This is a genomic window from Symbiopectobacterium purcellii (genome assembly GCF_052050035.1).
GTDB classification, from domain to species: Bacteria; Pseudomonadota; Gammaproteobacteria; order Enterobacterales; family Enterobacteriaceae; genus Symbiopectobacterium; species Symbiopectobacterium purcellii_A.
In genome coordinates, this window is the sequence record NZ_CP189882.1 from 475745 (window position 1) to 501849 (window position 26105).

Sequence of the window (26105 nt, forward strand, 5' to 3'; positions counted from 1 at the left end):
CGCTAAAACTCGAACTGATAGAGCACATTCAGTGCCTGATCGAGACCAGACACCGCTTCCAAATAGAGTCTTGGCATTAACCGATAACGCAACGTCAACGTTGCTAAAGAGTCAAATATGCCAATGCCGTATCTGACCTGAAGGCCTGGGAGGACGTAACCGCTGACCACAACCTGAGAGTCGTCGCCAGCGCCCTGTGTATCCAGAGCTAAATCACTTACGCCAAAGGCCTCGCCGATTCTACCCACAACTTGACCACTTTGCACAACCCCTAACCCTACTAAGGCCGAGGTCATCATATTACTGTCTGAACCGGTGCTGTCCAGTCCTTGACCCCGTAACAGGTAAGATAATGCTTCTTGTTGCGATAATGTCGGTGAGGAAAACACCTCGATGTGGGGCGCGCTAGCCGCGCCAGTGATGCGCACACCCGCCGTCACACCATCCGCCGTATTATCAGGATTGCGCACCGCTTCGATGTTAAGATTCGGTTCGGCGGGTGGCCCGGAGAACACCAGAATCCCTTTTTGCACGATCAAATCCTGCCCGTAGGCCTTGAAACGCCCGGTAGGGATGTTGATCTGGCCGTTCAGCCCCAAACCGCGCTCGTCCTGCACCATTTTCAGGTCGCCTTGCAAACTGGCGCGCAGGCCAAAGGCATCAAGGCGCACATCGTCACCCACGCGAATGGTCAGGTTACTGTTGATCGGTATCGCAGCGTTGTTACGCGCTAGCGGCTGGCGTTGTTCATCCAACAGCACTTCATCCGAGGAGACATCCACCGCATTTTCCGGCATCTGTTGTACGGTGATACGCGCCCATGGCACCCTGACCGACCCATTGAGCGTAAAGAGTTGTGGCGTGGCTTCAAACTCAATATCCGGGGAAACATCGAGCCGCACCGTCGGCGGCAGCGTGACACGAACGCGGTCACCCTTCGCCGCAATACGCGCCCGCCATGCTTCCGGCTGATGCCAATCCGCATCCCCGTTAAGATTAAGCTGGCCTTGCGTGGTTTTCAGAAAACCCTGTAGCGTAGAACTCATGCCATTGAAGCTCACCGCCAACCGGACATCGGTAAGATCGATAGGCATCCAGTGACCGTCGATATCCAGCCCTTCCAGCGCCAGTTGTCCGTTCAACTGTGGCTGGCGCACATTACCGCCAACTCGCAACGCGCCGTTCAGCATACCCGCCGCTTTCTCACCCCGGCTTAACGCCGGATTCAGCAGCGCAAGGGAGATTTTGTCGATGGCGATATCCCCCCCCAATTTGCGTCGTCCCTGCGGGTCCGTCACCTGAATATCACCGCGAAACTGGCCATTATTGTGAATAGCGATGAGCCATCCCAGCGTCGCGCGACCGCGATCGACGCCCGCATTCAGCGTAAAAGTGTCAAAATCGACAGGCAGCGTGTTGCCGTTCATCTGCTGACGCAGTGCAACCTTGTTCCCGGTAAGCGCGATTTTTGCCTGCGGCAACCCACCGCCCGGCTGCCAGGCGACGTCAGCACGCCCGGTAAAGACGCCGCTCAGCGCAGTGTCTGCGCCCAAAAACGGTTCCAGCATCTTCAAATCAAAGCGGTTCAACACCACGCTGGCTTGGCCGCTCGGGCCAATGTCGACGGCACGCGGCACGCACAGCTCCGCATTCGGGTTTTGCCAACAGTGCGCACCGAGTGTGATGCGCGCCAGCGCTTGCTGATAATCCAGTGACAGGGAGGGCGACAAACGCCATTCCCCCACCGGCGTAGTGAACTGGGTTTTATCGAGCGTACCGCGCCAACGCTGCTGTGCTCTGTCGAAGTGCCCGGTCAGGGTCAGCTGTCCGGCGACCGGTTCCCCTTCTACGTTCAGGCGCAGCTGATGCTGCTGCTCATTGCCCTGCGCGTTCAGTGTCAGCAGAGAAACCTTCACGCCTTCCTGTTGCAGTTGCTCAACGCGCAACGCCATTCGGCCATTCACTTGCGCATCCGAGCGCACATCGCTCTCCAGCGTCAGGCGATTGATTGATAACCCCTGCCAGCGCAGCCCTGTGCCATTGAGATCCGCCAACAGCTGTGGTGCGGTGTGGTTACCGCGCAGCCGAACCGTGCCAGTGACGCGCCCTGCCAGTCCCGGCAAGGCACCGTTTAACGCAGGGGCATCAATGAGGCCGTCCAGTTTCCATTGCTGACCTAAATCGCCTTTGACATCAATCTGGTTACGCCCCAATGCCAGGTTGATGCCGGGAATGTGCCACTGGCCTGCGGCATTGCCGTTCAACGAGCCTTGCGCCGTCAGTTTGTTTTGCTTGATATTGCCGTTCAGGCGCAGTTCAGTCACCGCCACCTGCCAGTTCCCACCGTACAGGCTGCCGCGCGTACTGATTTTGCCATCAATGCGCGCAGGCCATTCCGGCCATTGCTTCGCCGTGTTAATACCATCGAGCACCAGTTCGCTGCGCCAACTGATGGCCTTACTCCAGTCCACCAGTGCACGCAACTCAGCGGAGCCTTGCAACGCAGAGAGCCTTAGCGGGCTTATATCAAACTGCTGCAGATTGCCTTTGCCTTCCAACGCCAGCGTAGCGGGCGGCAAGGCGCTACCGCGAATATCACCATTGACCTTCAAGGTATAATCCGTGGCATTCCCGGTGAGGTTTAACTCCAGATTATTAACCTGATACTCCGCGTCTCCCGTTAGCGGCCAGGCAAAACGCTCAGACTGCACGGTCAGCGCCAACGGCAGTTCAGGCTGGGCCAACTGCGCTTTCAGGGTGAGCAGCGCACGCTGCGGCCCGGACAGGTTAAACGTGGTGTTCAGCCAGTCATGCAGGCTACCCTCCACCGTCAGTTTGACCTTCTCGCCTTTCAACGGCGCGGTATTCACCACCCCGTTCAGAACAAAAGACAGCGGCCAGTTATCGCTCAACGTAGCCTCACCCGCCGCATGCAAGGCACCTTGCGGCGACTGGATCGCGAGTTTTTCCAGCTGAATATGTTGTTGTTGGGTAGAGGCTTTCAATTGCAACGTGGTGAGCGTGATATCTTGATCGCCGGTCAGCCGCAGTTGTTCGCCACGCAAATCGCTGATGTTTATATCAAGTGGCAGTGTGAACGCGGGCAACGCCGGCAGCAGCGGCTTGGCAAACAGCGCCTGTAGCTGCTCGCCCAAGGCAGGTGGCAGCGCCACGTTTTCCGGTACCGGTGGCGTTGCTCCAGGTTGCGGTGCGACAGCAGCCTGCGCCGTCGCGGAGGCGATATCGCCCACTTCCGAAGCGGTGACCTTGCCATCTTTGGTGGCCGCCAGCGTACTTTCCGCGACAGTCGCTGTCGGTTTGGTTTTCGGCAGTGCCACCAGCAGCGCATTGATTTGCGTTGGCAGCAAGGTCAACGCGCGTCCTTCCCAGTGCATGCCGGTGTGCAGTTCACCCAGCGAGACAGCGGTATCATCCAGCGTGACGCGGATATTGTTGAGTGTCAGTTGGCTAAGACGTATCGGGAACGGCGCCTTCAGTTCGCACACCGGTGCACTGGGGGCTTGCGTCTGCGCAGGCGGCGGCATGGCGCTGCTGTCGATGACGACATCAAGATCGCGTAGCGCAATATCATCGATGCAAATCTGGCTACGCGTCAGGCAGCCCAGCGCCAGCGAGAGGTGGAGTTCACCGGCGTTGAGCGTGATACCCGGCGTTTGATAACCGACACCGCGCAGTGTCAGATCGCGCCAACCGCCTTGCACCTCGGCGATCTCCAACCCTGGCACCCAGCGCGCCGCGCCATTCAGCAGCAGATGCAACCCCGGCGTGGTAAACAGTAATCCCGCCAGCGTGATGAGCAACAGCAACAAAAATGCGATGGCCCCAATGGCTATTTTCTTTATCAGGCTCATAGCTCAGGCCCCAAACCAATATAGAACTGGAGATCGTTACGTCTCTCGGAATCATTAACCGGGACGGCAAAATCAAATTTGACCGGCCCCACTGGCGAGGCCCAGCGGATCCCGACACCGGCACCGGTTTTCAGGTCGTTGATCTTGAGATCGTTTACCGCATCACCGGTATCGACAAACACCGCCCCCCACCAGCGTCCGGTAAAGTTGTACTGGTATTCCAGAGAGCCAGTCAGCAATTTTGACGCACCGGTCAGTTTGCCTTCGTCATCGCGCGGTGAGATAGAGCGGAACTTATAGCCGCGAATGCTGCGATCGCCCCCGGCAAAGAAGCGCAATGACGGCGGCACGCGAGAGAAGCTGTTGGTTTCAATCCAACCGACGTTGCCACGCGCGACAAAACGGTGCTTATCCTCCAACGTGCGGATCCAGACGTTCTGTGCCTGTATCACTGCAAAATCGATATCCGAGCCCCAGGTGGTATCTGAGATATCCAGCGAGTAGCGCTGTGAATCCCCCCAGGTGGGCATGGTCCCGCCGCGCTGACGAGTGCGATTCAGCGTCAGGCCGGGATAGAGCAGCATGGTGGTATGGGTGACACTGCCCTGAGTAAAGTGATCGAGACTCCAGTGCAGGTTAATAGAGCGCTGCCAACCGCGATTAAGCGTCCAGAAGCGCGCCACGTTGAGCATGGTGCCGTCTGATTTGGTGTCATTCAGGTCTTCGCGTTTAAAACCGGCTTGTAGCAAGTAGAACTGCTCCAGCGGGCTTCTCAGCAAGGGGATTTTGTAACTGAAATCCAACGACTGCTCCGGTGCCGAGACGCTCAGGCTGCTTTCCAGACTGTGCCCACGCTCGTTGATCCACGGCATGCGCCACGTGGTCTGAAAGCGCGGCCCCACGTCAGTGGAGTATCCCACCCCGGTTTCCAGTAAATTGCGCGCAAGCGGTGTAACCACCGCATCCAGCGGCAGAATTTTATCGGTTTTTCCCGCCGCGAAATTGGGGGAGACCACTGCCGAGGTGAACCATCCGGTGGCGGACAAACGCCGGTTTAATTCGCCCAGATCTTCGCTGGTATACTCATCGCCCCGTTCAAACGGGATCAAATTGCGCAGATAGGCTTCATCAATTTGACTGCCCTGGAAGTGCACATCACCGAAACGGTAACGGGTACCGCCGTCATAATCGATATCCCAGAAGGCTTCCCGCGTTTCGCGGATCACGCCCAACTGGCTTTTGTTGTAGTACGCATCAAAATACCCTTTACGCAGAGCCAGGTTATTTAATGAACGCTTAAAATCATCATAGTCCCCGTGGTTCAGCACGCTGCCTATCGCAGGCAGACTGCGGCGCCGCAGTTGGAGGAAATCACTGTCGCTGCTGGCATCGCCCCGCAGCAGAACATCGGTACCCGCGATTTTGACCGGCTCACCCGGCGTCACCGTCACCAACAGCAGCGGACGTCCGCCGTTTTTTGCCGGGCGGTACTCAAAATTGATTTGCGGATCGTAATACCCCAGCGCCCTTAACCCGCGCCGGATCGCATCATCAACCCGGGCACGAAAGCGCCCGTCGGCGCTGACTTCATCAGGGCCAATGGTAGACAAGCGCGCACGGACGTTGCGCTGTAATTCCCCTTCCAATCCTACCACTTGCAAACGCACGTTCTCTGCATAGGACGATGCAGTTGCAAGCAGGCACACAAAAAGCCAAGTACGGTATCGTGACACGCCAACTCCCCACGTTCGTTTATATTGTTCTACACAGGCGTGTGTTGAAAATCATGTCAAAAACAATCCCACTTAACATCCTCATCTACACCCATTCTAAAGTGTAATCAATAATTTCAAAAATGCAGGTTGCGCAACGCCTTAACCTTAAATGGCCTTGAACGATAAAGACAGCGTGAACTTTCTTAGTTATTCTGTTACCTATGAATAACATGGATTATCGCGGGAGTAACAACGTGGTACAGCACAGTGATAAAAACCAACGTATCCGTCAATCAGAAGCACTGCCAGGACGAGGCACGCCAATGCCGCTGGCACGCCTGAACGTTGTCAGCCAACATTCCATGACTCACGTTCCTGACAATATGGACGTTGCGCTGTTCGCCATGGGCTGTTTTTGGGGCGTGGAGCGTTTGTTCTGGCAGCAGGCAGGCGTATACAGCACCGCAGCAGGCTACACCGGCGGCTTTACGCCCAATCCAACCTACCGTGAAGTCTGTAGCGGACTTACCGGTCACGCCGAAGCGGTACGCATCGTCTACGATCCTGCCGTCATCAGCTACGAACGCCTGCTACAACTGTTTTGGGAAAATCACGATCCGGCACAAGGCATGCGACAGGGTAACGATCTCGGCACGCAGTATCGCTCAGCCATGTACACGCTCACCGCAGAAGAGATGACGTTGGCACAAGCCAGTCTGGTACGTTTCCAGCAAGCCATGCATGCCAGCGGTGATGCACGCACCATCAGCACAGAAATCGTCCAGGCGGGCCCCTTTTATTACGCGGAAGATGAACACCAGCAATACCTGCACAAGAATCCCGGCGGCTATTGCGGATTGGCGGGCATCGGCCTGTGTTTACCGCCCAGCACCTGATAAATTGCTCATATTTTACGCCATGCTTGCCAAATGGCCCATCAACACCGTTATAATGCTTGCGCCGCCTGACATCCGTTACGGCGGCATTATTCATTCTGTCATCTAATGCGATTATTACTATTCATGCATTCATGACCTTCCTGAGGATACGGCCACGACGGCTGGAAAACATATGTTAAACAGTTTATTACTGATAGTTCTTCTCATCGCGCTCAGTGCGTTTTTCTCGTTGTCCGAGATATCGCTGGCCGCTTCACGCAAAATAAAACTTAAACAGATGGCCGATGATGGGAATCTCAACGCCGCCATGGTGCTAAAACTCCAAGAAACGCCCGGTATCTTTTTTACCGTTATTCAAATCGGCATTAACGCCGTGGCCATTCTGGCCGGTATTATCGGCGATCAAGCGTTCTCCCCCTATTTCACCGTATTTTTCCAACGTTTCATTACGCCAGAAATGGCCGATACCGTCAGCTTTGCCTGTTCCTTTGTGCTGGTGACCAGCCTGTTTATTCTGTTAGGCGATTTAACGCCGAAACGCATTGGCATGACGACACCGGAAGCCGTTGCTATCCGGATTATCAATCCCATGCGCTTCTGCTTGTTCTTTTTCCGTCCGTTGGTGTGGTTTTTTAACGGCCTGTCGAATGTGATCTTTCGTTTACTCAAACTGCCTATGGTACGCAACGACGACATCACCTCCGATGATATTTATGCCGTGGTGGAAGCCGGGGCGCTGGCGGGCGTGCTGCGTAAGCAGGAACATGAATTGATTGAAAACGTCTTTGAGCTGGAATCACGCACGGTGCCCTCGTCGATGACATCGCGAGAAAGCGTAGTGTTTTTCGATCTGCACGAAGACGAAGCGCAAATCAAAGAGAAGATTGCACAGCAGCCGCACTCCAAGTTTCTGGTGTGCAACGGCAACATCGACCAGGTCGTCGGTTATGTTGACTCCAAGGATCTGCTCAACCGCGTTTTGGGCAACCAGAGTCTTGCGCTCAATGGCGGCATTCAAATCCGTACTGCACTGATTGTGCCCGATACGCTGACACTCTCGGAAGCGCTGGAAAGCTTTAAAGCGGCGGGCGAAGATTTCGCGGTGATCCTGAACGAATATGCGCTGGTGGTCGGCATTATCACTCTGAACGACGTGATGACCACGCTGATGGGCGATCTGGTTGGTCAGGGTATGGAAGAACAGATTGTGGCGCGTGATGAAAACTCGTGGCTCATCGATGGCGGCACGCCGATTGAAGATGTGATGCGTGCGCTGGATATCGACGATTTTCCCCATTCGGACAATTACGAAACCATCGGCGGCTTTATGATGTATACGCTGCGTAAGATCCCGAAACGCACCGATTATGTCCGCTTTGCAGGCTATAAATTTGAAGTGGTGGATATCGACAGCTACAAGATTGACCAGTTGCTGGTCACCCGCCTTGAAGAGAAGAACCCCGCGTCAACGACCATTGCCGATGCCGAATCCACGGCAGAACCCAAAAGCTAGTCTTCAACCTGTGCCAGCCTGAACCGCTGGCCCATTGCTGCTGCCCATCATTGGCGGCAGCAGCGTTCCTCTTGAACCGCTAACCCATGTCGGCTTGCAGCCGCAGCACCTGACGGTTCACCTCAGACATCACCAGCAAATGCTGTTTGTCTTGGGTTTTCGGCAATAATATCTTGCCGTAATCAAACTCGAAAGCACCGATATAGCCAAGCGACATTATTTTGATAACAGCCAGCTATGCTTCTTTGCCGCATATCAGGGCATAGGATGTAATCATTTTTAAGTCGGTTGGCTATAGGATAACAGGTGTAGCAGAGGGAGTCATCCTGTCGGCTAATTCTGATTTATTCAACAAAGCCCTTATCTTTCAGTCGATAGCTTTGACCGCTGATTTGCGCGATATGCGCATGGTGAAGCAGCCGATCCAGCATCGCCGCCGTCAGCGTTTCATCATCTCCGAATATCCCCGACCACTGGGTAAACGGCAGGTTGCTGGTCAGGACCACGCTGCCTGACTCATACCGTTTAGCGATAACCTGGAAGAACAGATTGGCTTCCATTTTACCGAAGGGAAGGTAGCCAACCTCATCTATGATCAACAACTTAGGCTTACCCACAACGCGATTAAGATAGCTTTTTAACTCCCCCTGACGATGTGATGCGAGCAGCTGTAGCATCAGATCTGCGGCTGTGACGAACCGAATACTCATTCCGGCCATCGCGGCTCTGTAGCCGAGTGCTGTCGCCAGGTGCGTTTTACCTACCCCGGACGGACCCAGCAAGACCAGGTTCTCCTGACGCTCGATAAACGCCAGCCCGGCCAACTCCTGGATCTGACTGCGAGGTACGCCACTCGCAAAGGCGAAATCAAACTGCTCCAGCGTCTTGATCACCGGTAGGCCTGATAAACGCAAAATAGTCTGCCGGCGCCGTTCGTTCAGCCCATCATGCTGAAGCTGTAAAGCAGCTTCAAGGAAGTCGGCATGAGTGCCGTTGCTGTCGATCGTCGTCTGAGCAACGGCGGGCCACTCAGCCGGTAATCTATCGAGCTTAAGCTGCTCGCAGAGCGCTGCGATACGATCATGCTGGAGGTTCATGCTTCTACCTCCAGTAGCGCCTGATACGTAGCCAACGGGTGCTGGAGACTCTCTGTGGGTATGGGGCGCGAGCAACTCGCCGGTACCGGTGGAGGCAATGCCAGTGTTATCTTCGGCAATGGCAACAACGCAGCCCGCTCACGCGGCATGCGTTGTTCAGGCGGAATACCGGTGGTGCCATGTTTACGGGTGTTGGCAACGGTGATCAACCACTCACCAATGCGTGCATTAGCCGCGGGGACGTCCAGTATCAGCCCAGCCTGGCGAAACGTGGCGGCAAGCGGCACAACAAAGCTGTTCTTGAGGTAATGGTTGAAGCGTTCGACCTTGCCCTTAGTCTTGGCGCGGTAGGGACGGCAAACTTTAGGCGTAAAGGCATACTTCTCAGCCAGTTGCATCAACTGAGGGTTCCAGCGATGCTTGCCGGGCCCGTAGACATCACGCTCAATAATGATGGCCTTGGCGTTGTCGAACAGCAACTGATGCGGAGTTCCGCCAAAGAACTTAAGTGCAGACTCAATGCCGTCACACCAGGCGGCGGACTCCTGGTTGCTGTAGAACTTGACGAAAGTCGCCCGGCTCCAGCCCAGCGTAGCGACGAAGGCCAGCAACGGGTTATGGCCCTGCCTGACGATGGTGAAATCAACCTGCATCTGTACGCCGGGTTCGGTCTCAAAGCGCGTGACCGCCTCAGTAACGGGCTGCTTCATGGGGTGTAGAAATGCGGTAAGCATGCTATAGCCGCCATCATATCCCCGTTGGCCTATCTCGCGCAGCAGCACACTGGCCGGTATCCACTGTGGTCTGGCAGCAGCAACGCGCTCGAGAACATACGGCTTGAACGGGTCAAGCTTGCATGTTGTAGGCATACGCGGCTTGTAACGCATGTCAGCCACCGGTAGTGGACTACGGATATATCGTCGAACGGTCTCGCGGGAGCATGAAAGCTGCCGCGCGATGGCGCGGATGGACATGCCTTGACGGTGTAAAACGTGAATCTCCACTCTGGTCTCCAATGTCATCATTGGCAGTGTCTTAAAACTGCCATTTTTACCCTAGGTGGGTCAGATTTACATCGGCAGGTGGGCCAGTTTTACATCGGTAGCGACACCTGACTCCTTCATGTTGGCGTTGCACTTGGATTTGATACTCGTAAAGTATCCTACCAAAGGCAGTAAATTGGCATAGAATCATGACAGGTCAGTGGCGCATCTCACTCTTTTGACAAAGAATAGGTCCGTTACTGCGTTGTATTGTATACACAGCGGGCACCAAAAAGACGAGGTTCATTATGTTGGAACAAATTTGCCAGTTGGCGCGCGACGCCGGTGCCGCTATCATGCAGGTGTATGATGGTGAACGCCCTGTCGATGTCGCGCATAAAAAAGATGCGTCTCCTGTGACCGCCGCGGATTTGGCGGCGCATCACATCATCAAGCAGGGACTGGCGCAGATGTTTGCCGATATTCCCCTGTTGTCGGAAGAAGATCCGCCTGCCTGGGAGGTTCGCCAGCACTGGCAGCTCTACTGGCTGGTGGACCCGCTGGATGGCACCAAAGAGTTTCTTAACCGTAACGGCGAGTTCACCGTCAATATCGCGTTGATTGAAAATGGCGCGCCGGTGTTAGGCGTAGTGTATGTGCCGGTTACCGGTGTCATGTACGTAGCATCGGGGGGGAAAGCTTGGAAAGAGGTGGACGGTGTGCGTCGTTTGATTCATGTTAACCATGCACATCCGCCGCTGGTGGTGGTGAGCCGTTCTCATCTGGACGCAGAGTTAAAAGACTATTTGCTTCAGCTTGGTGAACACCAAACGGTAGCGATTGGGTCTTCGCTCAAATTTTGTCTGGTGGCGGAAGGCAAGGCCCAACTGTATCCACGTTTCGGGCCGACGAACGTGTGGGACACCGCCGCCGGGCACGCTGTCGCTGCGGCTGCCGGTGCACAGGTGCATGACTGGCAGGGCAAAACCCTCAATTATGTACCGCGTGAATCCTTTCTCAATCCAGGGTTTCGCGTGTCATTGTTTTGATGTGCGCAGCGGTGTGAGCGAGACAGGCGTGGTGAGACGATCGTCCACGCTTGTTCTCTGCTGAGAATTACTCTTTCAACAACAGTGGCAGCAGGTTCATCACTTGCTGCACGTCTTGCGCACTGAGCGCCCCGTCTTTGACATAGCGCACCTGACCGCGCTTATCCAGCACCACAATCGCTGAACTTTTCTGTTCTAACTGCCAGGCGTTGCTGACGTTGCCGTTGCTGTCGACAATAAACTGCGACCAGGGAAAGGTTTTTTTACTCTCTTCAAGACTGCTGCGAACAAACGGGCCTGTGCCGATGATGGCGTCGTCGGTATTGACGATTGTCGTCGTTTGGTAATATTCACGCGCTAGATTAGCGGCCTTGATGGCACTTATCAGCGGATCGTTCATCGCTTTGGCCGATGTCCTACCGGCAATATGCTGGATGACGCGCACCTTGCCTACGAGCTGTGCGCTGTTCCAGTTCTGGTAGCTAAACTGTTGGTTTTGATACATCAGCTCCCCTTTATCGGCAACGCCGGTCGGGGGCAGAGTGCTGTTGAGCGTAAGGTTGTGCGCCATGCAGGGTAACGTCAGCAGGGTGCACAGGCTAAACAGGGTTATTCGCAGACGCAGCGTCGAGGTGTGGCAGGCAGTCATAACGTGTCCTCAGGTAGAAAGCGGCGAAGGTAACGCGAAACCGTTGCTTAAGCGTAGAGGAAGATATCTGGTCTGTCCTGTTTGGAATGTGATCGAGATTCATAATTTTTGTTACGTAAAGGTAAAAATAAAACTATGCTGATCGATAACGGAACTATCTTATAACAGTCTGAAAACCCCGTGAATTGTGCTGCTTTTTTGTGTGGAACTAAATGCCATCTGGCGACACTAATAGTTAGGCGTTCTATTATAGCTAAACGACTTAATTTTGATTACATTATTTAAATGAGCTATTCAATTGATTTTAGACTTAAAGTGATATCTACACGGAAAAACGAAGGGTTGAGTATCCGAGAAACAGCGAAGCAATTTCGGATTGGCCCTGCCTCTGTATCGCGTTGGATTAATCAAATAGAGTCAAAAGCATCGACCACGCGTCAGCGAAAGATCGATAAATCCGAGTTGATATAGCCAACCGACTTAAAAATGATTACATCCTATGCCCTGATATGCGGCAAAGAAGCATAGCTGGCTGTTATCAAAATAATGTCGCTTGGCTATATGCGGCAAAGAAGCATAGCTGGCTGTTATCAAAATAATGTCGCTTGGCTATAAAAGATGTTGAACAATATCCAGATGCTTACCAAAAAGAACGTGCAGAGCGTTTTGGCGTTTGTCAGAAGGCCATTTGGCAAGCGCTTAAAAAGCTGGGATTGACCTATAAAAAAAACTCTACGTCATCCGAAAGCCGACGAAAACGCCCGGCAGGGATTTCAACAAAAAAAACAACAGTATGAAAAAGAAGGTAAACCTATTGTTTTTATTGATGAAAGTGGTTTTTCACACGATGCCCCACGGACTCACGGCTATTCCCCAAAAGGTCAACGGTGTTTTGGCCTGAAGAACTGGGGAGCTAGGGGAAGAACAAATGTTATCGGCGCTTTATTAGGCACAACGCTGTTTGCTATCGGATTATTTGATATCAATATTAACAGCGATGTTTTCTATGCCTGGGTCACACAAGTCCTTATCCCAGTACTCCCTAAAAACAGTGTAATCATGATGGACAATGCCACTTTTCACAAAAAACATAATATTCAACAAGTCATCATCGATGCAGGGTATATGGTGGAGTATTTGCCTACATATTCGCCAGATCTTAACCCAATTGAGCATAAATGGGCACAAGCAAAAAGCAAAAAAAGAGAGATGGGTTGCGATACAGAGAGTTTGTTCTCAGTCCATATGGTGTAATCAAAATTAAGTCGCTTGGCTATAACGCATGATTTTATACCCCAGCGTGGGGCCAAAGAGAAAAATGAAAACGGGAGGAGAGATACAATGCGGATCTTCGAACTTTACAACCAGTTAAAAGTCGCGAAGTACGTGAAAACGCTGTTTCGCAGTCGGTTGTATATCAGAGGTATAGCCAAGCGACTTAATTTTGATTACACCATATGGACTGAGAACAAACTCTCTGTATCGCAACCCATCTCTCTTTTTTTGCTTTTTGCTTGTGCCCATTTATGCTCAATTGGGTTAAGATCTGGCGAATATGTAGGCAAATACTCCACCATATACCCTGCATCGATGATGACTTGTTGAATATCATGTTTTTTGTGAAAAGTGGCATTGTCCATCATGATTACACTGTTTTTAGGGAGTACTGGGATAAGGACTTGTGTGACCCAGGCATAGAAAACATCGCTGTTAATATTGATATCAAATAATCCGATAGCAAACAGCGTTGTGCCTAATAAAGCGCCGATAACATTTGTTCTTCCCCTAGCTCCCCAGTTCTTCAGGCCAAAACACCGTTGACCTTTTGGGGAATAGCCGTGAGTCCGTGGGGCATCGTGTGAAAAACCACTTTCATCAATAAAAACAATAGGTTTACCTTCTTTTTCATACTGTTGTTTTTTTTGTTGAAATCCCTGCCGGGCGTTTTCGTCGGCTTTCGGATGACGTAGAGTTTTTTTTATAGGTCAATCCCAGCTTTTTAAGCGCTTGCCAAATGGCCTTCTGACAAACGCCAAAACGCTCTGCACGTTCTTTTTGGTAAGCATCTGGATATTGTTCAACATCTTTTATCAACTCGGATTTATCGATCTTTCGCTGACGCGTGGTCGATGCTTTTGACTCTATTTGATTAATCCAACGCGATACAGAGGCAGGGCCAATCCGAAATTGCTTCGCTGTTTCTCGGATACTCAACCCTTCGTTTTTCCGTGTAGATATCACTTTACGTCTAAAATCAATTGAATAGCTCATTTAAATAATGTAATCAAAATTAAGTCGTTTAGCTATACCTTCGAGCCGACACTGATCGGTAAGCACGAAAAGCAGCTTAACGGCTTCGATGACCGCATTATTTCTCTCTATTCCAGAGGGTTATCAACCCGTGATATTCAGGCACACTTTAAAGAAGTCTACGGGGTCGATGTTTCCGCTGGCTTCATTTCTCAAGTGACCAATGCTGTGATGGATGAAGTTAAGCGCTGGCAGCAACGGCCGCTGGATGCGCTTTATCCCATTGTTTACCTTGACTGTATTGTTGTCAAAAGCCAGGACGGCGGAGCCGTGGCCAACAAGTCTGTTTACTTGGCTCTAGGCATCAACGGCCAGGGCGAAAAAGAGCTGCTGGGGCTATGGATAGCCAAAACCGAGGGTGCCAAGTTCTGGTTATCTGTAATGACAGAACTGAAAAATCGTGGGCTACAGGACATCTTCATCGCCTGCTGCGATGGCCTGAAGGGCTTTCCTGATGCCATTGAAGCTGTTTACCCGCATACGCGGGTACAGCTCTGCATCGTGCATCAGGTGCGGAACTCGCTGCGCTACGTCGGCTGGAAAGAGCGTAAAGCCGTTGCTGCTGACCTCCGCACTATCTATAGTTCCGCAACGCTAGAGGGCGCTGAAGAGGCCCTGGATGCCTTCGCGGCCAAATGGGATGAGCAGTTCCCGACGATCAGCCCATCGTGGAGAAATAATTGGGAACGTCTCATCGTCATTTTTGATTTTCCGCCGGAGATCCGCAAGGTTATCTACACCACCAACGCGATAGAGTCGTTAAATGCTTCATTGCGCAAGATAACGAAAACGCGACGAATATTTCCAACGGATGACTCGGTGCTAAAATTATTCTATCTAGCCTTGCATAATATCTCGGCTAAATGGACCCTACCAATCAGAGACTGGAAACCGGCTATGAGCCAATTCATGTTGATGTATGGAGATCGGATTTCCGGTTAAGCGATGGAGCCATTTACACGAAATTCTTTACAGACTCGGAATTTCCATCTCAGAACAGCGTAAAATTTACTTCAATCACCGAAACACCCTTATTTCACTATTAAGCAACACGCTTATTGAAGCTAATACCTTTTGCAAGTTTAAGACCCTAACAGCTGATAACGGCCCTGAATTCGCTCTGCACGAGCAAATTACTCAAATCACAGGGGCGCAGGTCTACTTTGCCCATCCTTATCATTCCTGGGAGAGGGGCTTGAATGAGCACACCAACGGGCTGATACGACGTTTTTTACCCAAAGGGAACAGACTTCAGTCAGGTCAGTCATCGTAAGATTGCCGAACTCGAACACATACTCAATACAAGGGGCAGAAAATCGCTGGGCTATCGTTCCCCCAATGAGGTATTTTTAACGCACTTACTGGTGGCATAAGCCTCTACCGTTTTGTTGCGTTTCGAGTGGGAATGGGGCGATTAACACCGGGATTCACCATGGCTTTGTTTGCCTCACCGGGCGCAGACTCTTTGCTGCGTCAACGCTCTTTTGTTGCATTTTGGCTGGCCCGCACCGCGTCTATGTTTGGTTTTCAGATGCTTAACATCGTGGTGAGCTGGCAAATCTACTCTGTCACCGGTCGCGCGTTCGATCTGGGCCTGATTGGTCTGGCACAGTTTTTACCTTCCGTGCTGCTGGCACTGCCTGCTGGGCATATCGCCGACCAATTTGACCGCCGACGTATCGTATTAATCGGCCAGTTCGTGGAGTGGTTCGCCATCGCGCTGTTGGCGATACTGGCTTTTAGCCAGCCGCCGGATGAGTTAACCATTCTTGGGCTGGTGCTGCTCATCGCCATCGCCAAAACCCTGGAAGCCCCGGCAATGCTTTCTATGCTGCCTGCGCTGGTGCCTCCCAACATCCTGGCTCGCGCCATGGCAGCAAACTCGGCGGCGGGACAAGCCGCCATGATGGTCGGCCCGGCGCTGGGCGGCTTGCTGTACGTGGCGGGTGCAGGCACCGTGTATCTCGCCGCCGCGCTGCTGTATCTGATCTCCATGTTGATGGTCAGCCGATTGCGCTATGTGCAAGAGCCAGTGCGGCGCGTACCGGCCAGTTTCGCCACACTGTTTGCTAGCTTGCGCTTTATCCGTGCCCGACCGGATGTGTTGGGCGTTATTTCTCTCGATCTGTTTGCCGTATTGCTGGGCGGGGCGACGGCGCTGTTGCCCATCTTTGCCAAGGATATCCTGCACACCGGCCCGTGGGGGCTGCTGCGCGGCGCGCCTGCCGTTGGGGCGCTGCTGATGGGCTTTTGGCTCACCCGGCATGCAATGGAACGTAACGTAGGCAAGATTATGTTCGCCTCCGTGGCCGGCTTTGGTGTCGCGACGCTGGTGTTTGCACTGTCTACTCAACTGTGGCTGTCGTTGCTGGCGCTGTTTGCCCTCGGGGCATTTGACATGGTGAGCATGGTGATTCGCGGCTCGCTGGTGCAGCTTGATACTCCAGACGACATGCGTGGCCGCGTAAGTGCGGTCAATTCCATTTTTATCAATATAGCCAACCGACTTAAAAATGATTACATCCTATGCCCTGATATGCGGCAAAGAAGCATAGCTGGCTGTTATCAAAATAATGTCGCTTGGCTATACGTCGAATCAGTTGGGCGAGTTTGAATTCGGCCTGCTGGCCGCGTGGTTGGGTGCGGTGCCCGCAGCGGCGCTCGGCGGCATTGGCACGCTGTTGGTGGTGGCTCTGTGGATGAAATGGTTCCCGTCACTGCGCCAGCGTCAGCGGTTGCATAACGAACCTACGCAGGGGGCCAGTGCGGCTTAGCGTATGCAACACCCCGCCTCTCACGAGCAGTGGAGAGGCGGATGTTGATGATAAGTCACATCAGACGGGCAAAGCCGTCACGAATCTCCTGCTCGGGCAGTTCCAGTCCGATAAACACCATGATGCAGCCACGCTTTTCTTCCGGCAGCCACTCTCTGTCCCAATCCGCGCTGTACAGACGCTGCACGCCCTGAAACAGCAGACGGCGATCGTCACCGTTGATGGCCAGTATGCCTTTGTAACGTAGCAGGTTATCAGCATAGCTGAGCAAGAAGCCTTCCATTACGTCAGACAGCGCCGCGAAATCCACCGCGTGATCCAGTTCCACCACGATGGACTCCACGTTGTTCTGCTGTGGTGCCACGAAACGGAACAGCGGCGCTTTCACCGTCAGTTTGTCGTTAAGCATAAAGCCATCGACGTTGAACAGCAGGCTAAGATCGATCTCGCCGTTGACCACGGTGTAAATCGGCGCGCGCGCATTGATACGCTGTAAACGCTGTAGCAGCGCGTCATCCTGACCTGCCACGTCAGTTTTGGTCAGCAAGATGCGATCGGCGTAACCAATTTGCGATTGGGCGATGGTGAACTGATCGAGCTGTTGCTGCGCATGCACCGCATCCACCAGCGTGATGATGCCATCCAACATAAAGCGTTCACAAATCAGCTCGTTGGAGAAAAAGGTTTGAGTGATCGGGCCGGGGTCGGCCATGCCGGTGCACTCAATCACGACGTGATCGAAATCCAGCGCGCCTTTATCGATACCGTCCACCAGGTCGAGCAGCGCATCCGCCAGTTCATTGGCGCGGGTGCAGCAGATACAACCGTTACTGAGCGTGGTAATGGTGCTGGCACGTTCGCCAATCAGCACATCATCAATCGGCACTTCGCCGAACTCATTCTCAATGACGGCAATTTTATAACCATGGTCGGCATTGAGAATATGCCGGAGTAGTGTGGTTTTGCCTGCCCCAAGAAACCCGGACAGAATGGTGACATGAATTGGCTGCGTCATCGCGGCTCCTGATAATAATGCGTTTTCTTCCTGTGCGGGACGAGGTTAACAGCAGCGCATGCCGCCTTTGCCATCGCCACCGTAGCGGGCCTGTTGCCGCTCACGGAAGAACTCTTCGTAAGTCATCGGTGGTTGATCGGGATGGTTGGTCTGCATGTGCTGAACATAGGTTTCATAGTCCGGAATTCCAATCAGCATGCGCGCTGCCTGTCCCAGATACTTTCCCGCTTTGCCAAGGTTGCCAAACATAGCTGGTCTCCTAAAAAATCACCCTGTATATATCATACCCTAAATAATTCGAATTGCAGGAAGGCAGCAAAGGAATGAACCCCGATGAGCTTACTCAAGTAGGTGATTCGGGTGGATTAGTGCAGCCAACGCATCTGCAATGTGAAGTATGACGGGTATATACGGGATATGGCGACTCGTTATCGTTACCGCCGCATGCTGCGGCGGTAACGATGTGGGTATTCGCGTATCAGTGACCGTTAGAGATCTTCACGCCGCCTGCCGGAACCGGTACATAATCGGTTTCGCCATCGGTACGTTTATCGTCCTGACGCGCTTCAATCGCCACTTTCACACCGTAGGCAATGATGCTGTACACCACGAACAGGAACAGGATGCTCAGGCCCGCGTTGGTGTAGTTATTGATAACGATGTGGTTCATGTTGGCAATCTGCTGTGCACTCAGGTCAGCACCGCCCTCGGCAATCTTCTGTTTAAACATGTGCGCCATGTAGAAGAAGCCTTCCAGTTGCGGGTTGTCGCTGAACAGTTTCAGGCCCAGCGCCCAAGTGGTGCAGATCAGCAGCCACACAGCAGGCACCACGGTGACCCAAATGTACTGCGCGCGTTTCATCTTGATCAGAACTACCGTACCCAGCACCAGCGCCACAGCGGCCAGCATCTGGTTGGATATACCGAACAGCGGCCACAGACTCTTCACGCCGCCCAACGGATCGACCACGCCTTGATACAGTAGGTAGCCCCACAGACCGACGCAGCCCGCCGTACCGATGATACCGGCCACCAGTGAATCGGTTTTCTTCAGGAACGGTACGAAGTTACCCAACAGATCTTGCAGCATGAAGCGGCCAGAGCGGGTTCCGGCATCCAGTGCCGTCAGGATAAACAGCGCTTCGAACAGGATACCGAAGTGATACCAGAAGCCCATTTTGGCACCAGGAATAATCTGGTGGAACACGTGAGCAATACCCACTGCCAGCGTCGGTGCACCGCCTGCGCGGTTCAGAATAGAAGGCTCACCGATATCTTTCGCCGTTTGCATGATCTGCTCAGGTGAGATAACGAAGCCCCAGGAGCTAACGGTCGCCGCGGCGTGCGCAGAGACATCTTGCAACTGCGCCATGATCATCGGCGCATCGGCCGTACCCAACTGGTGCAGGTTAGGCATGGTGATGCCCAACTCCGCCGGCGGGGTATTAATGGCAAAGTAGAGGCCCGGTTCAATGATGGACGCGGCCACCAGCGCCATAACGGCAACGAAGGATTCCATCAGCATTGCGCCGTAACCGATAAAGCGCGCGTCGTTTTCATTCGCCAGCAGTTTCGGGGTAGTACCGGAAGCAATCAGGGCATGGAAACCAGACACGGCACCGCATGCGATGGTGATAAACAGGAACGGGAACAGGGTGCCTTTCCATACCGGACCGGTGCCGTCAACGAACTGCGTTACCGCAGGCATTTTCAGATCCGGATTGAGGATCACGATACCGATAGCCAGGCCAACGATAACGCCGATTTTCAGGAAAGTCGCCAGGTAGTCGCGCGGTGCAAGAATCAACCAGACCGGCAGCAGAGCAGAAACAAAGGCATAACCCACCAGCGTAAAGGTAATGGTGGTGTCTTTAAAGGTTAACGCCGGGCCCCAGTACGGGTCGTGAGCAACCACGCCGCCAAACCAGATAGCCATGACCAGCAGCACGATACCGATAACGGACACTTCCGCTACGCGGCCTGGGCGCAGGTAGCGCAGGTAGATGCCCATAAACAGCGCGATCGGCACCGTAGAACATACAGTGAACACGCCCCACGGGCTTTCTGCCAGCGCTTTCACCACGATCAACGCCAATACTGCCAGGATGATGATCATGATCAGGAAGCAGCCAAACAGCGCGATGGTGCCCGGAACCGGACCCAGCTCTTTCTTGACGATTTCACCCAGTGACGCGCCGTTACGACGAACGGAAAGGAACAGCACCATGAAATCCTGCACGGCACCGGCCAGCACCACACCCGCCAGCAGCCACAGCGTGCCCGGCAGGTAGCCCACTTGCGCCGCCAATACCGGCCCTACCAACGGGCCTGCGCCTGCGATAGCCGCAAAGTGGTGACCGAACAGAACGTTGCGGTTGGTCGGCACATAGTTCAGGCCATCGTTGTTCACCACCGCAGGCGTTGCGCGGGTTGGGTCCAACTGCATGACTTTCTGTGCAATATAGAGACTGTAGTAGCGATAGGCCACCAGATAGACGGACACGGAAGCGACGATAATCCACAGTGCGCTCACGTGTTCGCCACGGCGTAGTGCAACCACGCCAAGGCAAGATGCCCCGATGACGGCAAGCATCATCCAGGGAATGTGTTTGAGTATGGTACTGCTTTTCATAAGACATCCTTCAGGCAAATTAAGTCTTAATGGTCTGTTTTTTAATCTTTATCGAACAATATCGAGCATCCACTACGCCGTTGGCGTCCATGTTGGACAAGGCAGGAATCGTTGACTGTGTGGGGTGTGGTGATGGCGCGACGATACGGGAATGCGAGCGAGCGCGCGGAACCAATTTGTATCGACGGTGGCATAGCGTATTAAGCGGTTAGAATTACACGCTAAGCGGTTGGGGAACATGCAGAGTCAGACACGCAGTGCCACACTCAATAAGCGTGTTGCTTAATAGTGAAATAAGGGTGTTTCGGTGATTGAAGTAAATTTTACGCTGTTCTGAGATGGAAATTCCAAAGACCGGCGCTAAGGAGTAAGAAGGTATCATCAATAAAGGGTCTACGATTCCGTAAAATTTGGGTCATGCAACCGAGGCGCTTGATACCCGCGATGGCGTGTTCAACTGTAATACGGATGCCCAGATTAGAGTCTGTAAAGAATTTCGTGTAAATGGCTCCATCGCTTAACCGGAAATCCGATCTCCATACATCAACATGAATTGGCTCATAGCCGGTTTCCAGTCTCTGATTGGTAGGGTCCATTTAGCCGAGATATTATGCAAGGCTAGATAGAATAATTTTAGCACCGAGTCATCCGTTGGAAATATTCGTCGCGTTTTCGTTATAGCCAAGCGACTTAATTTTGATTACACCATATGGACTGAGAACAAACTCTCTGTATCGCAACCCATCTCTCTTTTTTTGCTTTTTGCTTGTGCCCATTTATGCTCAATTGGGTTAAGATCTGGCGAATATGTAGGCAAATACTCCACCATATACCCTGCATCGATGATGACTTGTTGAATATTATGTTTTTTGTGAAAAGTGGCATTGTCCATCATGATTACACTGTTTTTAGGGAGTACTGGGATAAGGACTTGTGTGACCCAGGCATAGAAAACATCGCTGTTAATATTGATATCAAATAATCCGATAGCAAACAGCGTTGTGCCTAATAAAGCGCCGATAACATTTGTTCTTCCCCTAGCTCCCCAGTTCTTCAGGCCAAAACACCGTTGACCTTTTGGGGGCTTTGTTGAATAATTTAACCGTTTGATTTACATCTTCTTTAGTTAGAATGCATTTACAGAGAATGTATTTTGTTAGAACGACAAATCAAATAGTTAGCACAATAAAAAGCATTCCGAGAGGAAAAATTAGTCGTTGAAATTTTATAATGCTTATATAAATCAGTATCTTAAATTATTCAACAAAGCCCCTTTTGGGGAATAGCCGTGAGTCCGTGGGGCATCGTGTGAAAAACCACTTTCATCAATAAAAACAATAGGTTTACCTTCTTTTTCATACTGTTGTTTTTTTTGTTGAAATCCCTGCCGGGCGTTTTCGTCGGCTTTCGGATGACGTAGAGTTTTTTTTATAGGTCAATCCCAGCTTTTTAAGCGCTTGCCAAATGGCCTTCTGACAAACGCCAAAACGCTCTGCACGTTCTTTTTGGTAAGCATCTGGATATTGTTCAACATCTTTTATCAACTCGGATTTATCGATCTTTCGCTGACGCGTGGTCGATGCTTTTGACTCTATTTGATTAATCCAACGCGATACAGAGGCAGGGCCAATCCGAAATTGCTTCGCTGTTTCTCGGATACTCAACCCTTCGTTTTTCCGTGTAGATATCACTTTACGTCTAAAATCAATTGAATAGCTCATTTAAATAATGTAATCAAAATTAAGTCGTTTAGCTATAGTAGGAGAGGAAGCCGCAACTGGTGGTCAGTCCATCAACGCCCTCGTCGATGAGGGCCTGCGCCGCACGTTTGAACGGTTCCAGCAAATCGTGTTGATCGAGGTGCCCCATCCGTTGTGGGATGGACTCTTCCACCACCCGATAGCGTACCGGAAACGGCCAGGTGCCGGGGTTACCAATATCGCCCAGATAGCGGCGAAAATGGGTTTTTACCATCAAAATACCGAGTGTGGCCTGTGGTGTGGCTAAGCCCGCGTGAATGTCTGACATGGTTAGGGTTCCGTTAAGAGCGCCGAGAGGCGGCAATCACTGCGTCCAGAATTTGTTGCAGCAGTACCTTTGACGTGGCGAAGTTGAGGCGCGCGAAGGCTTCTGCGCCGGGGTTGAAAGTTTCACCCGCGCTGAGCGCCACTTTGGCATGCTCCAGATAATACGCGCCTGCGGCGCTAGGTAAGTGCAGATCGCTAAAATCCAGCCAGGCGAATTAGGTTGCCTCGGGGGTGTGGACGCGAACCTCCGGCAGTGTGGTGCGCACCGTGGTGATCACTTGCTCACGCCGCTCCAGCAGATAATGGCGTGCACCTTCCAACCAACTTGTGGCCGCGATCCCAGGCGGCCACGGTAGCATCAATGCCGATACCGGAGGGGTAGCCTAAGATCCGGGCGGGCAGACGTTGGGTAAAGAGCTGTTTTAGCGCGCCGTCACCGAAGTACATCAGTGCACAGCGCAGCCCGGCGATATTGAAACTCTTACTGGCTGAGTTCAGGGTGATGGTGCGTGCCGCAAGTCCCGGTGCCACTGTAGCAAACGGAATATGTTCCTGCCCGGGATACACCAGATCGGCATGAATCTCATTGGCAATCACGATCAAATCATGGGCTTCGGCCAGTGCCGCCAGCTCATCACGCCGCAGTGCGCGACCGGTGGGGTTGTGTGGGTTGCACAGCAGCAGGATGCGCGTGTTGGCGTCAATCTGGTGGGCAAGATGATCGAAATCGATGTCATAGCCCTGACCGTTGTCTACCTGGGGGCTGGCCTGTAAGCGACGGCCGGTGTCATTGATGGCATCATAAAAGGGCGGATAGCTGGGGGTTTGTAGCACAATACCGTCGCCTGGCTCACTGAATGCCAGAATCAGCAAATAGACTGCCTGCACCAATTCGTTGAGCGCCAATACGTTGGCAGGGTCGGTTTCCCAGTCAAACTCGCGTGCGGTATAGCGACTGAAGGCGCGCGCCAGCAAATGCTCGGCCCGGTCGCGTTGCCGGTAAGGGTAGCCGGTATCCTGAGCCAGATACCAGTGACGTAATACGTCAGCAACGGTAGGCGCTGGGGCGAAATCCATCTCCGCCACCCAGGCGGGGAGAATCTCCAGCGCGTGATACTGCCACTTCATGCTTTGGCGACGGCGCAGCGTTTCCAGCGGCAGCGTGTATTGCTCGGTAATCTGTTGCGCGATACCGGCATCGTAATGTGTACTCATGTTATACCACCTGCGGGATGCGTTTCGGCAAGGGCATTTTCAGCCAGGAAACGGCTTTGTTGAATAATTTAAGATACTGATTTATATAAGCATTATAAAATTCCAACGACTAATTTTTCCTCTCGGAATGCTTTTTATTGTGCTAACTATTTGATTTGTCGCTCTAACAAAATACATTCTCTGTAAATGCATTCTAACTAAAGAAGATGTAAATCAAACGGTTAAATTATTCAACAAAGCCCCAGGAAACCGACGTATCAATGGGCAGATGCATGAGGATTCCTTCTGTTTTATTTGCCGTTGACAAGCCAATCATGGTTGGCTAAGTTGCGGTCAAATTAACAAATATATATTTTATATTGTATAAACTTTATCAGCTATGCATTGCCATTTAACGCATATGGCAGAGTGGTTATCCTGGCCGATAAATCAGCAATGAGTGCGCTATGGATCAGACTGACGCAGCAAACCGGGCCAGCCCGGCCCCCCTTCCCGTCGTGGTGGTTGACCGGCGGCCACTGACCGACCGCGTGGCGGACTATGTGCGCGATCTGATCGTGCAGGACATCCTGCAACCCGGCGATCCCATCAATGTGCAAAGCATTTGCAGCACCCTGCAAATCTCGCAAACCCCGCTGTGTGAAGCGCTGAAAATGCTGGCGGCCCAGGGGTTGGTGGATTTGCGCCCCAATAAGCGCGTGGTGGTGGCGTCTCTGGCGGCGAATGAAATCGAAGACATGCTGGTGGTGTATACCGAAATGTAAAAACTGGCGGGTCGACTGGCGGCATTGCAAGCGACACCGGACGATCTGCACGCGCTACAGCAGCAGGAACAGGCGCTGATGGCGGCGTTTCACGCAGGAGAATCACTGCGCTATTTTCATGCCAACCAAGCCTTTCATCAGGCATTGGTGCACGCCTCGCACAATGCGACACTGATTGAGCTGCACAATAATCTCAATGCCCGTCTCTATCGCACGCGTTTCAAAGGAAATCAGTGGAATGCGCGCAGTGGCGACTGGCAGCGTGTGGCTGAAGAGCACAGTAAAATTCTGCGCGCCATCGAGACGCGCAACGGTGATCTGTGCGCGGAACTGCTGGCTCGTCACCTGAACGGTGCGCGTGCCTCCCTGCACGCGGACTGATCCGGTTAGCCTCCCCGCGGATACTGCGGGGAGCATCTCAGGGTTTAGGTTCTACCCATAACCCTGCCAGATTCCCTTCAACACCATCTGCCGTTGGCGAATGGTCGTGAACGCGCGGGTTGTAAATGGTGATGAACTGCGGCGACAGCAGGTTAATGTCCGGCGCGTCATGCATCACGATGTGCTGGAATTGACGGAACTGCGCGATGCGTTTGCCGTTAAACTAGTTGCTGAATAGAGACTTGCATTTTTTGTCAGGCTATTGAGAATAAAAAGAGGTTTAACTTAGAGAATAAAGGTTTGAAATGATCAACAAAGAGCGGTTGTTACGAGATAATCGTTTATGTAAAGCAATCATTGGATTATCAGTCGAAGAATTGAAAAATTTAGCCGCTGAATTTTCAGCTTGTTATTTGATTTATCGGCAAAAGAATCGAAAAGATCACGAGCGGCAGATGGGTGCAGGGCAGAAAGGATTTATCCCAACCCCATTAGATAAACTGCTTTTTATTTTATTGTATTTAAAATGTTATCCGACCTATGATTTGCAAGGACTTCTTTTTGGTTTAGATAGAACACGGGTATGTCGCTGGGTAAAAATATTATTGCCGGTTTTAGAGATGACCTTGGGGCGAGAATGTGTTTTGCCCGCTCGTCAAATTCGCTCTGCTGAGGAATTTTTTCGCGCCTTTCCTGGAGTTAAAGACGTCTTTATTGATGGGACAGAGCGACCTGTCCAAAAGCCTAAGAATCTGCGTCGGCGAAAAAAAATGTATTCGGGAAAGAAAAGACAGACCACTCGAAAAGGGCTTATTATAGCCAAGCGACATTATTTTGATAACAGCCAGCTATGCTTCTTTGCCGCATATCAGGGCATAGGATGTAATCATTTTTAAGTCGGTTGGCTATATGACTGACGAAACAAGGCAAATTGGATTTATCCCCATGAGCAAAAATGGGCGCCGTCACGATAAACGCTTACTCGATAAAGTCGATATAATTCGCCATATTCCTCCTGAGGTAACCATCTGGGCAGATACCGGTTTTCAAGGTATAGATAAACAGCATCCTAATACACAAATCCCAAAAAAAGGAACTCGAAAAAGACCTTTATCGCCTGAACAAAAACAAGAAAATAAAATAATCTCGGGCATCCGTATTACAGTTGAACACGAGTCTGTAAAGAATTTTGTGTAAATGGCTCCATTGC

The 26105-nt window shown here is 52.2% G+C and carries 28 protein-coding genes and 5 pseudogenes; 15 read left to right on the forward strand and 18 right to left on the reverse strand.

Going from position 1 to position 26105, the window contains the following annotated elements:
• Positions 1–2 precede the first annotated feature (2 nt).
• Positions 3–3872 (reverse strand): autotransporter assembly complex protein TamB, encoded by a 3870-nt coding sequence (tamB, locus tag ACQGXV_RS04330; RefSeq protein WP_440864967.1) that lies wholly within the window; start codon positions 3870–3872, stop codon positions 3–5.
• On the reverse strand, positions 3869–5605 hold the full coding sequence (tamA, locus tag ACQGXV_RS04335) for an autotransporter assembly complex protein TamA (protein ID WP_440864968.1): 1737 nt from the start codon (positions 5603–5605) through the stop codon (positions 3869–3871). The genes tamB and tamA overlap by 4 nt, the downstream gene beginning before the upstream one ends.
• Before the next feature lie 212 nt (positions 5606–5817).
• Here tamA and msrA point away from each other — a divergent pair, with 212 nt between their 5' ends.
• Both msrA and ACQGXV_RS04345 read left to right on the forward strand, forming a co-directional pair.
• Positions 5818–6483: a peptide-methionine (S)-S-oxide reductase MsrA gene (msrA, locus tag ACQGXV_RS04340; protein ID WP_440864969.1), complete on the forward strand. Its 666-nt coding sequence runs from the start codon at positions 5818–5820 to the stop codon at positions 6481–6483.
• Between the two features lie 175 nt (positions 6484–6658).
• Positions 6659–7999: a hemolysin family protein gene (locus ACQGXV_RS04345; protein WP_440864970.1), complete on the forward strand. Its 1341-nt coding sequence runs from the start codon at positions 6659–6661 to the stop codon at positions 7997–7999.
• 79 nt (positions 8000–8078) lie between these two features.
• On the opposite strand, the pseudogene ACQGXV_RS04350 reads toward ACQGXV_RS04345, so the two are convergent.
• The 3 genes and pseudogenes from ACQGXV_RS04350 to istA form a co-directional block, all read right to left on the reverse strand.
• A pseudogene (locus ACQGXV_RS04350) lies at positions 8079–8201 on the reverse strand (DUF1107 family protein); the annotation flags it as partial.
• A 142-nt stretch (positions 8202–8343) separates the two neighbouring features.
• Entirely contained in the window at positions 8344–9096 is a 753-nt protein-coding gene (gene istB / locus ACQGXV_RS04355; RefSeq protein ID WP_440864971.1) for an IS21-like element helper ATPase IstB, read from the reverse strand.
• On the reverse strand, positions 9093–10121 hold the full coding sequence (istA, locus tag ACQGXV_RS04360; RefSeq protein WP_440864972.1) for an IS21 family transposase: 1029 nt from the start codon (positions 10119–10121) through the stop codon (positions 9093–9095). The genes istB and istA overlap by 4 nt, the downstream gene beginning before the upstream one ends.
• A gap of 266 nt (positions 10122–10387) precedes the next feature.
• Between istA and cysQ the strand changes: the two genes are divergently transcribed.
• Positions 10388–11128: a 3'(2'),5'-bisphosphate nucleotidase CysQ gene (gene cysQ / locus ACQGXV_RS04365; RefSeq protein ID WP_440864973.1), complete on the forward strand. Its 741-nt coding sequence runs from the start codon at positions 10388–10390 to the stop codon at positions 11126–11128.
• A gap of 67 nt (positions 11129–11195) precedes the next feature.
• Here the strand turns inward: cysQ and ACQGXV_RS04370 are convergent, their stop codons facing one another.
• On the reverse strand, positions 11196–11777 hold the full coding sequence (locus tag ACQGXV_RS04370; protein WP_440864974.1) for a YtfJ family protein: 582 nt from the start codon (positions 11775–11777) through the stop codon (positions 11196–11198).
• Positions 11778–12062: 285 nt separating this feature from the next.
• On the opposite strand from ACQGXV_RS04370, the gene ACQGXV_RS04375 reads away from it, so the two are divergent.
• The 4 genes and pseudogenes from ACQGXV_RS04375 to ACQGXV_RS04390 form a co-directional block, all read left to right on the forward strand.
• Positions 12063–12248 (forward strand): IS630 transposase-related protein, encoded by a 186-nt coding sequence (locus ACQGXV_RS04375; protein ID WP_440864975.1) that lies wholly within the window; start codon positions 12063–12065, stop codon positions 12246–12248.
• 134 nt (positions 12249–12382) lie between these two features.
• Positions 12383–12574, forward strand: coding sequence for an IS630 transposase-related protein (locus ACQGXV_RS04380; RefSeq protein WP_440864976.1), 192 nt, complete (start codon positions 12383–12385; stop codon positions 12572–12574).
• The gene (locus ACQGXV_RS04385; RefSeq protein WP_440862665.1) at positions 12498–13031 is read left to right on the forward strand and encodes an IS630 family transposase; all 534 of its coding nucleotides are present in this window, start codon (positions 12498–12500) and stop codon (positions 13029–13031) included. Before ACQGXV_RS04380 ends, ACQGXV_RS04385 begins: the two co-directional genes overlap by 77 nt.
• Positions 13032–13118: 87 nt before the next feature.
• A pseudogene (locus tag ACQGXV_RS04390) lies at positions 13119–13205 on the forward strand (DUF1107 family protein); the annotation flags it as partial.
• 20 nt (positions 13206–13225) lie between these two features.
• Here ACQGXV_RS04390 and ACQGXV_RS04395 read toward each other — a convergent pair.
• Both ACQGXV_RS04395 and ACQGXV_RS04400 read right to left on the reverse strand, forming a co-directional pair.
• A complete protein-coding gene (locus ACQGXV_RS04395) occupies positions 13226–13759 on the reverse strand; it encodes an IS630 family transposase (RefSeq protein ID WP_440867239.1) in 534 nt (177 codons plus the stop codon).
• Positions 13683–14048, reverse strand: a complete 366-nt coding sequence (locus tag ACQGXV_RS04400) for an IS630 transposase-related protein (RefSeq protein ID WP_440862584.1) — start codon at positions 14046–14048, stop codon at positions 13683–13685. The genes ACQGXV_RS04395 and ACQGXV_RS04400 overlap by 77 nt, the downstream gene beginning before the upstream one ends.
• Before the next feature lie 36 nt (positions 14049–14084).
• On the opposite strand from ACQGXV_RS04400, the pseudogene ACQGXV_RS04405 reads away from it, so the two are divergent.
• The 3 genes and pseudogenes from ACQGXV_RS04405 to ACQGXV_RS04415 all read left to right on the forward strand — a co-directional run.
• Positions 14085–15029, forward strand: a pseudogene (locus ACQGXV_RS04405) (IS256 family transposase); the annotation flags it as partial.
• Positions 15007–15360 carry an IS30 family transposase gene (locus ACQGXV_RS04410; RefSeq protein ID WP_440864977.1) on the forward strand — a complete coding sequence of 118 codons (354 nt, stop codon included), beginning with the start codon at positions 15007–15009 and terminating at the stop codon, positions 15358–15360. The pseudogene ACQGXV_RS04405 and the gene ACQGXV_RS04410, both read left to right, overlap by 23 nt.
• Positions 15361–15519: 159 nt before the next feature.
• Positions 15520–16861: pseudogene (locus ACQGXV_RS04415) on the forward strand (MFS transporter).
• A gap of 55 nt (positions 16862–16916) precedes the next feature.
• On the opposite strand, the gene yjiA reads toward ACQGXV_RS04415, so the two are convergent.
• The 10 genes and pseudogenes from yjiA to ACQGXV_RS04465 all read right to left on the reverse strand — a co-directional run bounded on the left by yjiA (position 16917) and on the right by ACQGXV_RS04465 (position 23750).
• Positions 16917–17876, reverse strand: a complete 960-nt coding sequence (gene yjiA / locus ACQGXV_RS04420; RefSeq protein WP_440864978.1) for a GTPase — start codon at positions 17874–17876, stop codon at positions 16917–16919.
• A 45-nt stretch (positions 17877–17921) separates the two neighbouring features.
• Entirely contained in the window at positions 17922–18125 is a 204-nt protein-coding gene (locus ACQGXV_RS04425; protein WP_195313178.1) for a YbdD/YjiX family protein, read from the reverse strand.
• Between the two features lie 229 nt (positions 18126–18354).
• Complete coding sequence (locus ACQGXV_RS04430; protein ID WP_440864979.1) at positions 18355–20508, reverse strand: carbon starvation CstA family protein; 2154 nt, start codon at positions 20506–20508, stop codon at positions 18355–18357.
• Between the two features lie 323 nt (positions 20509–20831).
• Positions 20832–21104, reverse strand: coding sequence for a hypothetical protein (locus tag ACQGXV_RS04435; RefSeq protein ID WP_440864980.1), 273 nt, complete (start codon positions 21102–21104; stop codon positions 20832–20834).
• Positions 21026–21187, reverse strand: a pseudogene (locus tag ACQGXV_RS04440) (IS256 family transposase); the annotation flags it as partial. The pseudogene ACQGXV_RS04440 and the gene ACQGXV_RS04435, both read right to left, overlap by 79 nt.
• Positions 21188–21208: 21 nt before the next feature.
• Positions 21209–21619 carry a transposase gene (locus ACQGXV_RS04445; RefSeq protein WP_440867240.1) on the reverse strand — a complete coding sequence of 137 codons (411 nt, stop codon included), beginning with the start codon at positions 21617–21619 and terminating at the stop codon, positions 21209–21211.
• A gap of 244 nt (positions 21620–21863) precedes the next feature.
• Positions 21864–22229, reverse strand: coding sequence for an IS630 transposase-related protein (locus tag ACQGXV_RS04450; protein WP_440862584.1), 366 nt, complete (start codon positions 22227–22229; stop codon positions 21864–21866).
• Positions 22230–22257: 28 nt separating this feature from the next.
• A complete protein-coding gene (locus ACQGXV_RS04455; RefSeq protein WP_440864981.1) occupies positions 22258–22536 on the reverse strand; it encodes a hypothetical protein in 279 nt (92 codons plus the stop codon).
• A 13-nt stretch (positions 22537–22549) separates the two neighbouring features.
• The gene (locus ACQGXV_RS04460) at positions 22550–22678 is read right to left on the reverse strand and encodes a hypothetical protein (RefSeq protein WP_440864982.1); all 129 of its coding nucleotides are present in this window, start codon (positions 22676–22678) and stop codon (positions 22550–22552) included.
• A 139-nt stretch (positions 22679–22817) separates the two neighbouring features.
• Complete coding sequence (locus tag ACQGXV_RS04465) at positions 22818–23750, reverse strand: MalY/PatB family protein (RefSeq protein WP_440864983.1); 933 nt, start codon at positions 23748–23750, stop codon at positions 22818–22820.
• Between the two features lie 446 nt (positions 23751–24196).
• Between ACQGXV_RS04465 and ACQGXV_RS04470 the strand changes: the two genes are divergently transcribed.
• The 5 genes from ACQGXV_RS04470 (at position 24197) to ACQGXV_RS04490 (ending at position 26092) form a co-directional block, all read left to right on the forward strand.
• Positions 24197–24514, forward strand: coding sequence for a GntR family transcriptional regulator (locus tag ACQGXV_RS04470; protein ID WP_440864984.1), 318 nt, complete (start codon positions 24197–24199; stop codon positions 24512–24514).
• Positions 24515–24529: 15 nt separating this feature from the next.
• Positions 24530–24895, forward strand: coding sequence for a GntR family transcriptional regulator (locus tag ACQGXV_RS04475; protein ID WP_440867242.1), 366 nt, complete (start codon positions 24530–24532; stop codon positions 24893–24895).
• A 106-nt stretch (positions 24896–25001) separates the two neighbouring features.
• Positions 25002–25133, forward strand: a complete 132-nt coding sequence (locus tag ACQGXV_RS04480; protein WP_440864985.1) for a hypothetical protein — start codon at positions 25002–25004, stop codon at positions 25131–25133.
• A gap of 67 nt (positions 25134–25200) precedes the next feature.
• Positions 25201–25791 carry a transposase family protein gene (locus ACQGXV_RS04485; RefSeq protein ID WP_440864986.1) on the forward strand — a complete coding sequence of 197 codons (591 nt, stop codon included), beginning with the start codon at positions 25201–25203 and terminating at the stop codon, positions 25789–25791.
• Positions 25792–25804: 13 nt separating this feature from the next.
• Complete coding sequence (locus ACQGXV_RS04490; protein ID WP_440864987.1) at positions 25805–26092, forward strand: transposase family protein; 288 nt, start codon at positions 25805–25807, stop codon at positions 26090–26092.
• The last annotated feature ends 13 nt before the right edge of the window (positions 26093–26105 follow it).

Coding starts and splice junctions, on each gene's coding strand:
- cysQ (WP_440864973.1), top strand. CDS start 10,388: ATGTTGGAACAAATTTGCCAGTTGGCGCGCGACGCCGGTGCCGCTATC.
- ACQGXV_RS04490 (WP_440864987.1), top strand. CDS start 25,805: ATGACTGACGAAACAAGGCAAATTGGATTTATCCCCATGAGCAAAAAT.
- ACQGXV_RS04400 (WP_440862584.1), bottom strand. CDS start 14,048: ATGAGCTATTCAATTGATTTTAGACGTAAAGTGATATCTACACGGAAA.
- ACQGXV_RS04410 (WP_440864977.1), top strand. CDS start 15,007: ATGGAGATCGGATTTCCGGTTAAGCGATGGAGCCATTTACACGAAATT.
- istB (WP_440864971.1), bottom strand. CDS start 9,096: ATGAACCTCCAGCATGATCGTATCGCAGCGCTCTGCGAGCAGCTTAAG.
- ACQGXV_RS04455 (WP_440864981.1), bottom strand. CDS start 22,536: ATGTCAGACATTCACGCGGGCTTAGCCACACCACAGGCCACACTCGGT.
- ACQGXV_RS04435 (WP_440864980.1), bottom strand. CDS start 21,104: ATGGACCCTACCAATCAGAGACTGGAAACCGGCTATGAGCCAATTCAT.
- ACQGXV_RS04375 (WP_440864975.1), top strand. CDS start 12,063: ATGAGCTATTCAATTGATTTTAGACTTAAAGTGATATCTACACGGAAA.
- ACQGXV_RS04450 (WP_440862584.1), bottom strand. CDS start 22,229: ATGAGCTATTCAATTGATTTTAGACGTAAAGTGATATCTACACGGAAA.
- ACQGXV_RS04345 (WP_440864970.1), top strand. CDS start 6,659: ATGTTAAACAGTTTATTACTGATAGTTCTTCTCATCGCGCTCAGTGCG.
- ACQGXV_RS04370 (WP_440864974.1), bottom strand. CDS start 11,777: ATGACTGCCTGCCACACCTCGACGCTGCGTCTGCGAATAACCCTGTTT.
- ACQGXV_RS04465 (WP_440864983.1), bottom strand. CDS start 23,750: ATGAGTACACATTACGATGCCGGTATCGCGCAACAGATTACCGAGCAA.
- ACQGXV_RS04425 (WP_195313178.1), bottom strand. CDS start 18,125: ATGTTTGGCAACCTTGGCAAAGCGGGAAAGTATCTGGGACAGGCAGCG.
- ACQGXV_RS04485 (WP_440864986.1), top strand. CDS start 25,201: ATGATCAACAAAGAGCGGTTGTTACGAGATAATCGTTTATGTAAAGCA.
- ACQGXV_RS04430 (WP_440864979.1), bottom strand. CDS start 20,508: ATGAAAAGCAGTACCATACTCAAACACATTCCCTGGATGATGCTTGCC.
- ACQGXV_RS04470 (WP_440864984.1), top strand. CDS start 24,197: ATGGATCAGACTGACGCAGCAAACCGGGCCAGCCCGGCCCCCCTTCCC.
- tamB (WP_440864967.1), bottom strand. CDS start 3,872: ATGAGCCTGATAAAGAAAATAGCCATTGGGGCCATCGCATTTTTGTTG.
- msrA (WP_440864969.1), top strand. CDS start 5,818: ATGGATTATCGCGGGAGTAACAACGTGGTACAGCACAGTGATAAAAAC.
- yjiA (WP_440864978.1), bottom strand. CDS start 17,876: ATGACGCAGCCAATTCATGTCACCATTCTGTCCGGGTTTCTTGGGGCA.
- istA (WP_440864972.1), bottom strand. CDS start 10,121: ATGATGACATTGGAGACCAGAGTGGAGATTCACGTTTTACACCGTCAA.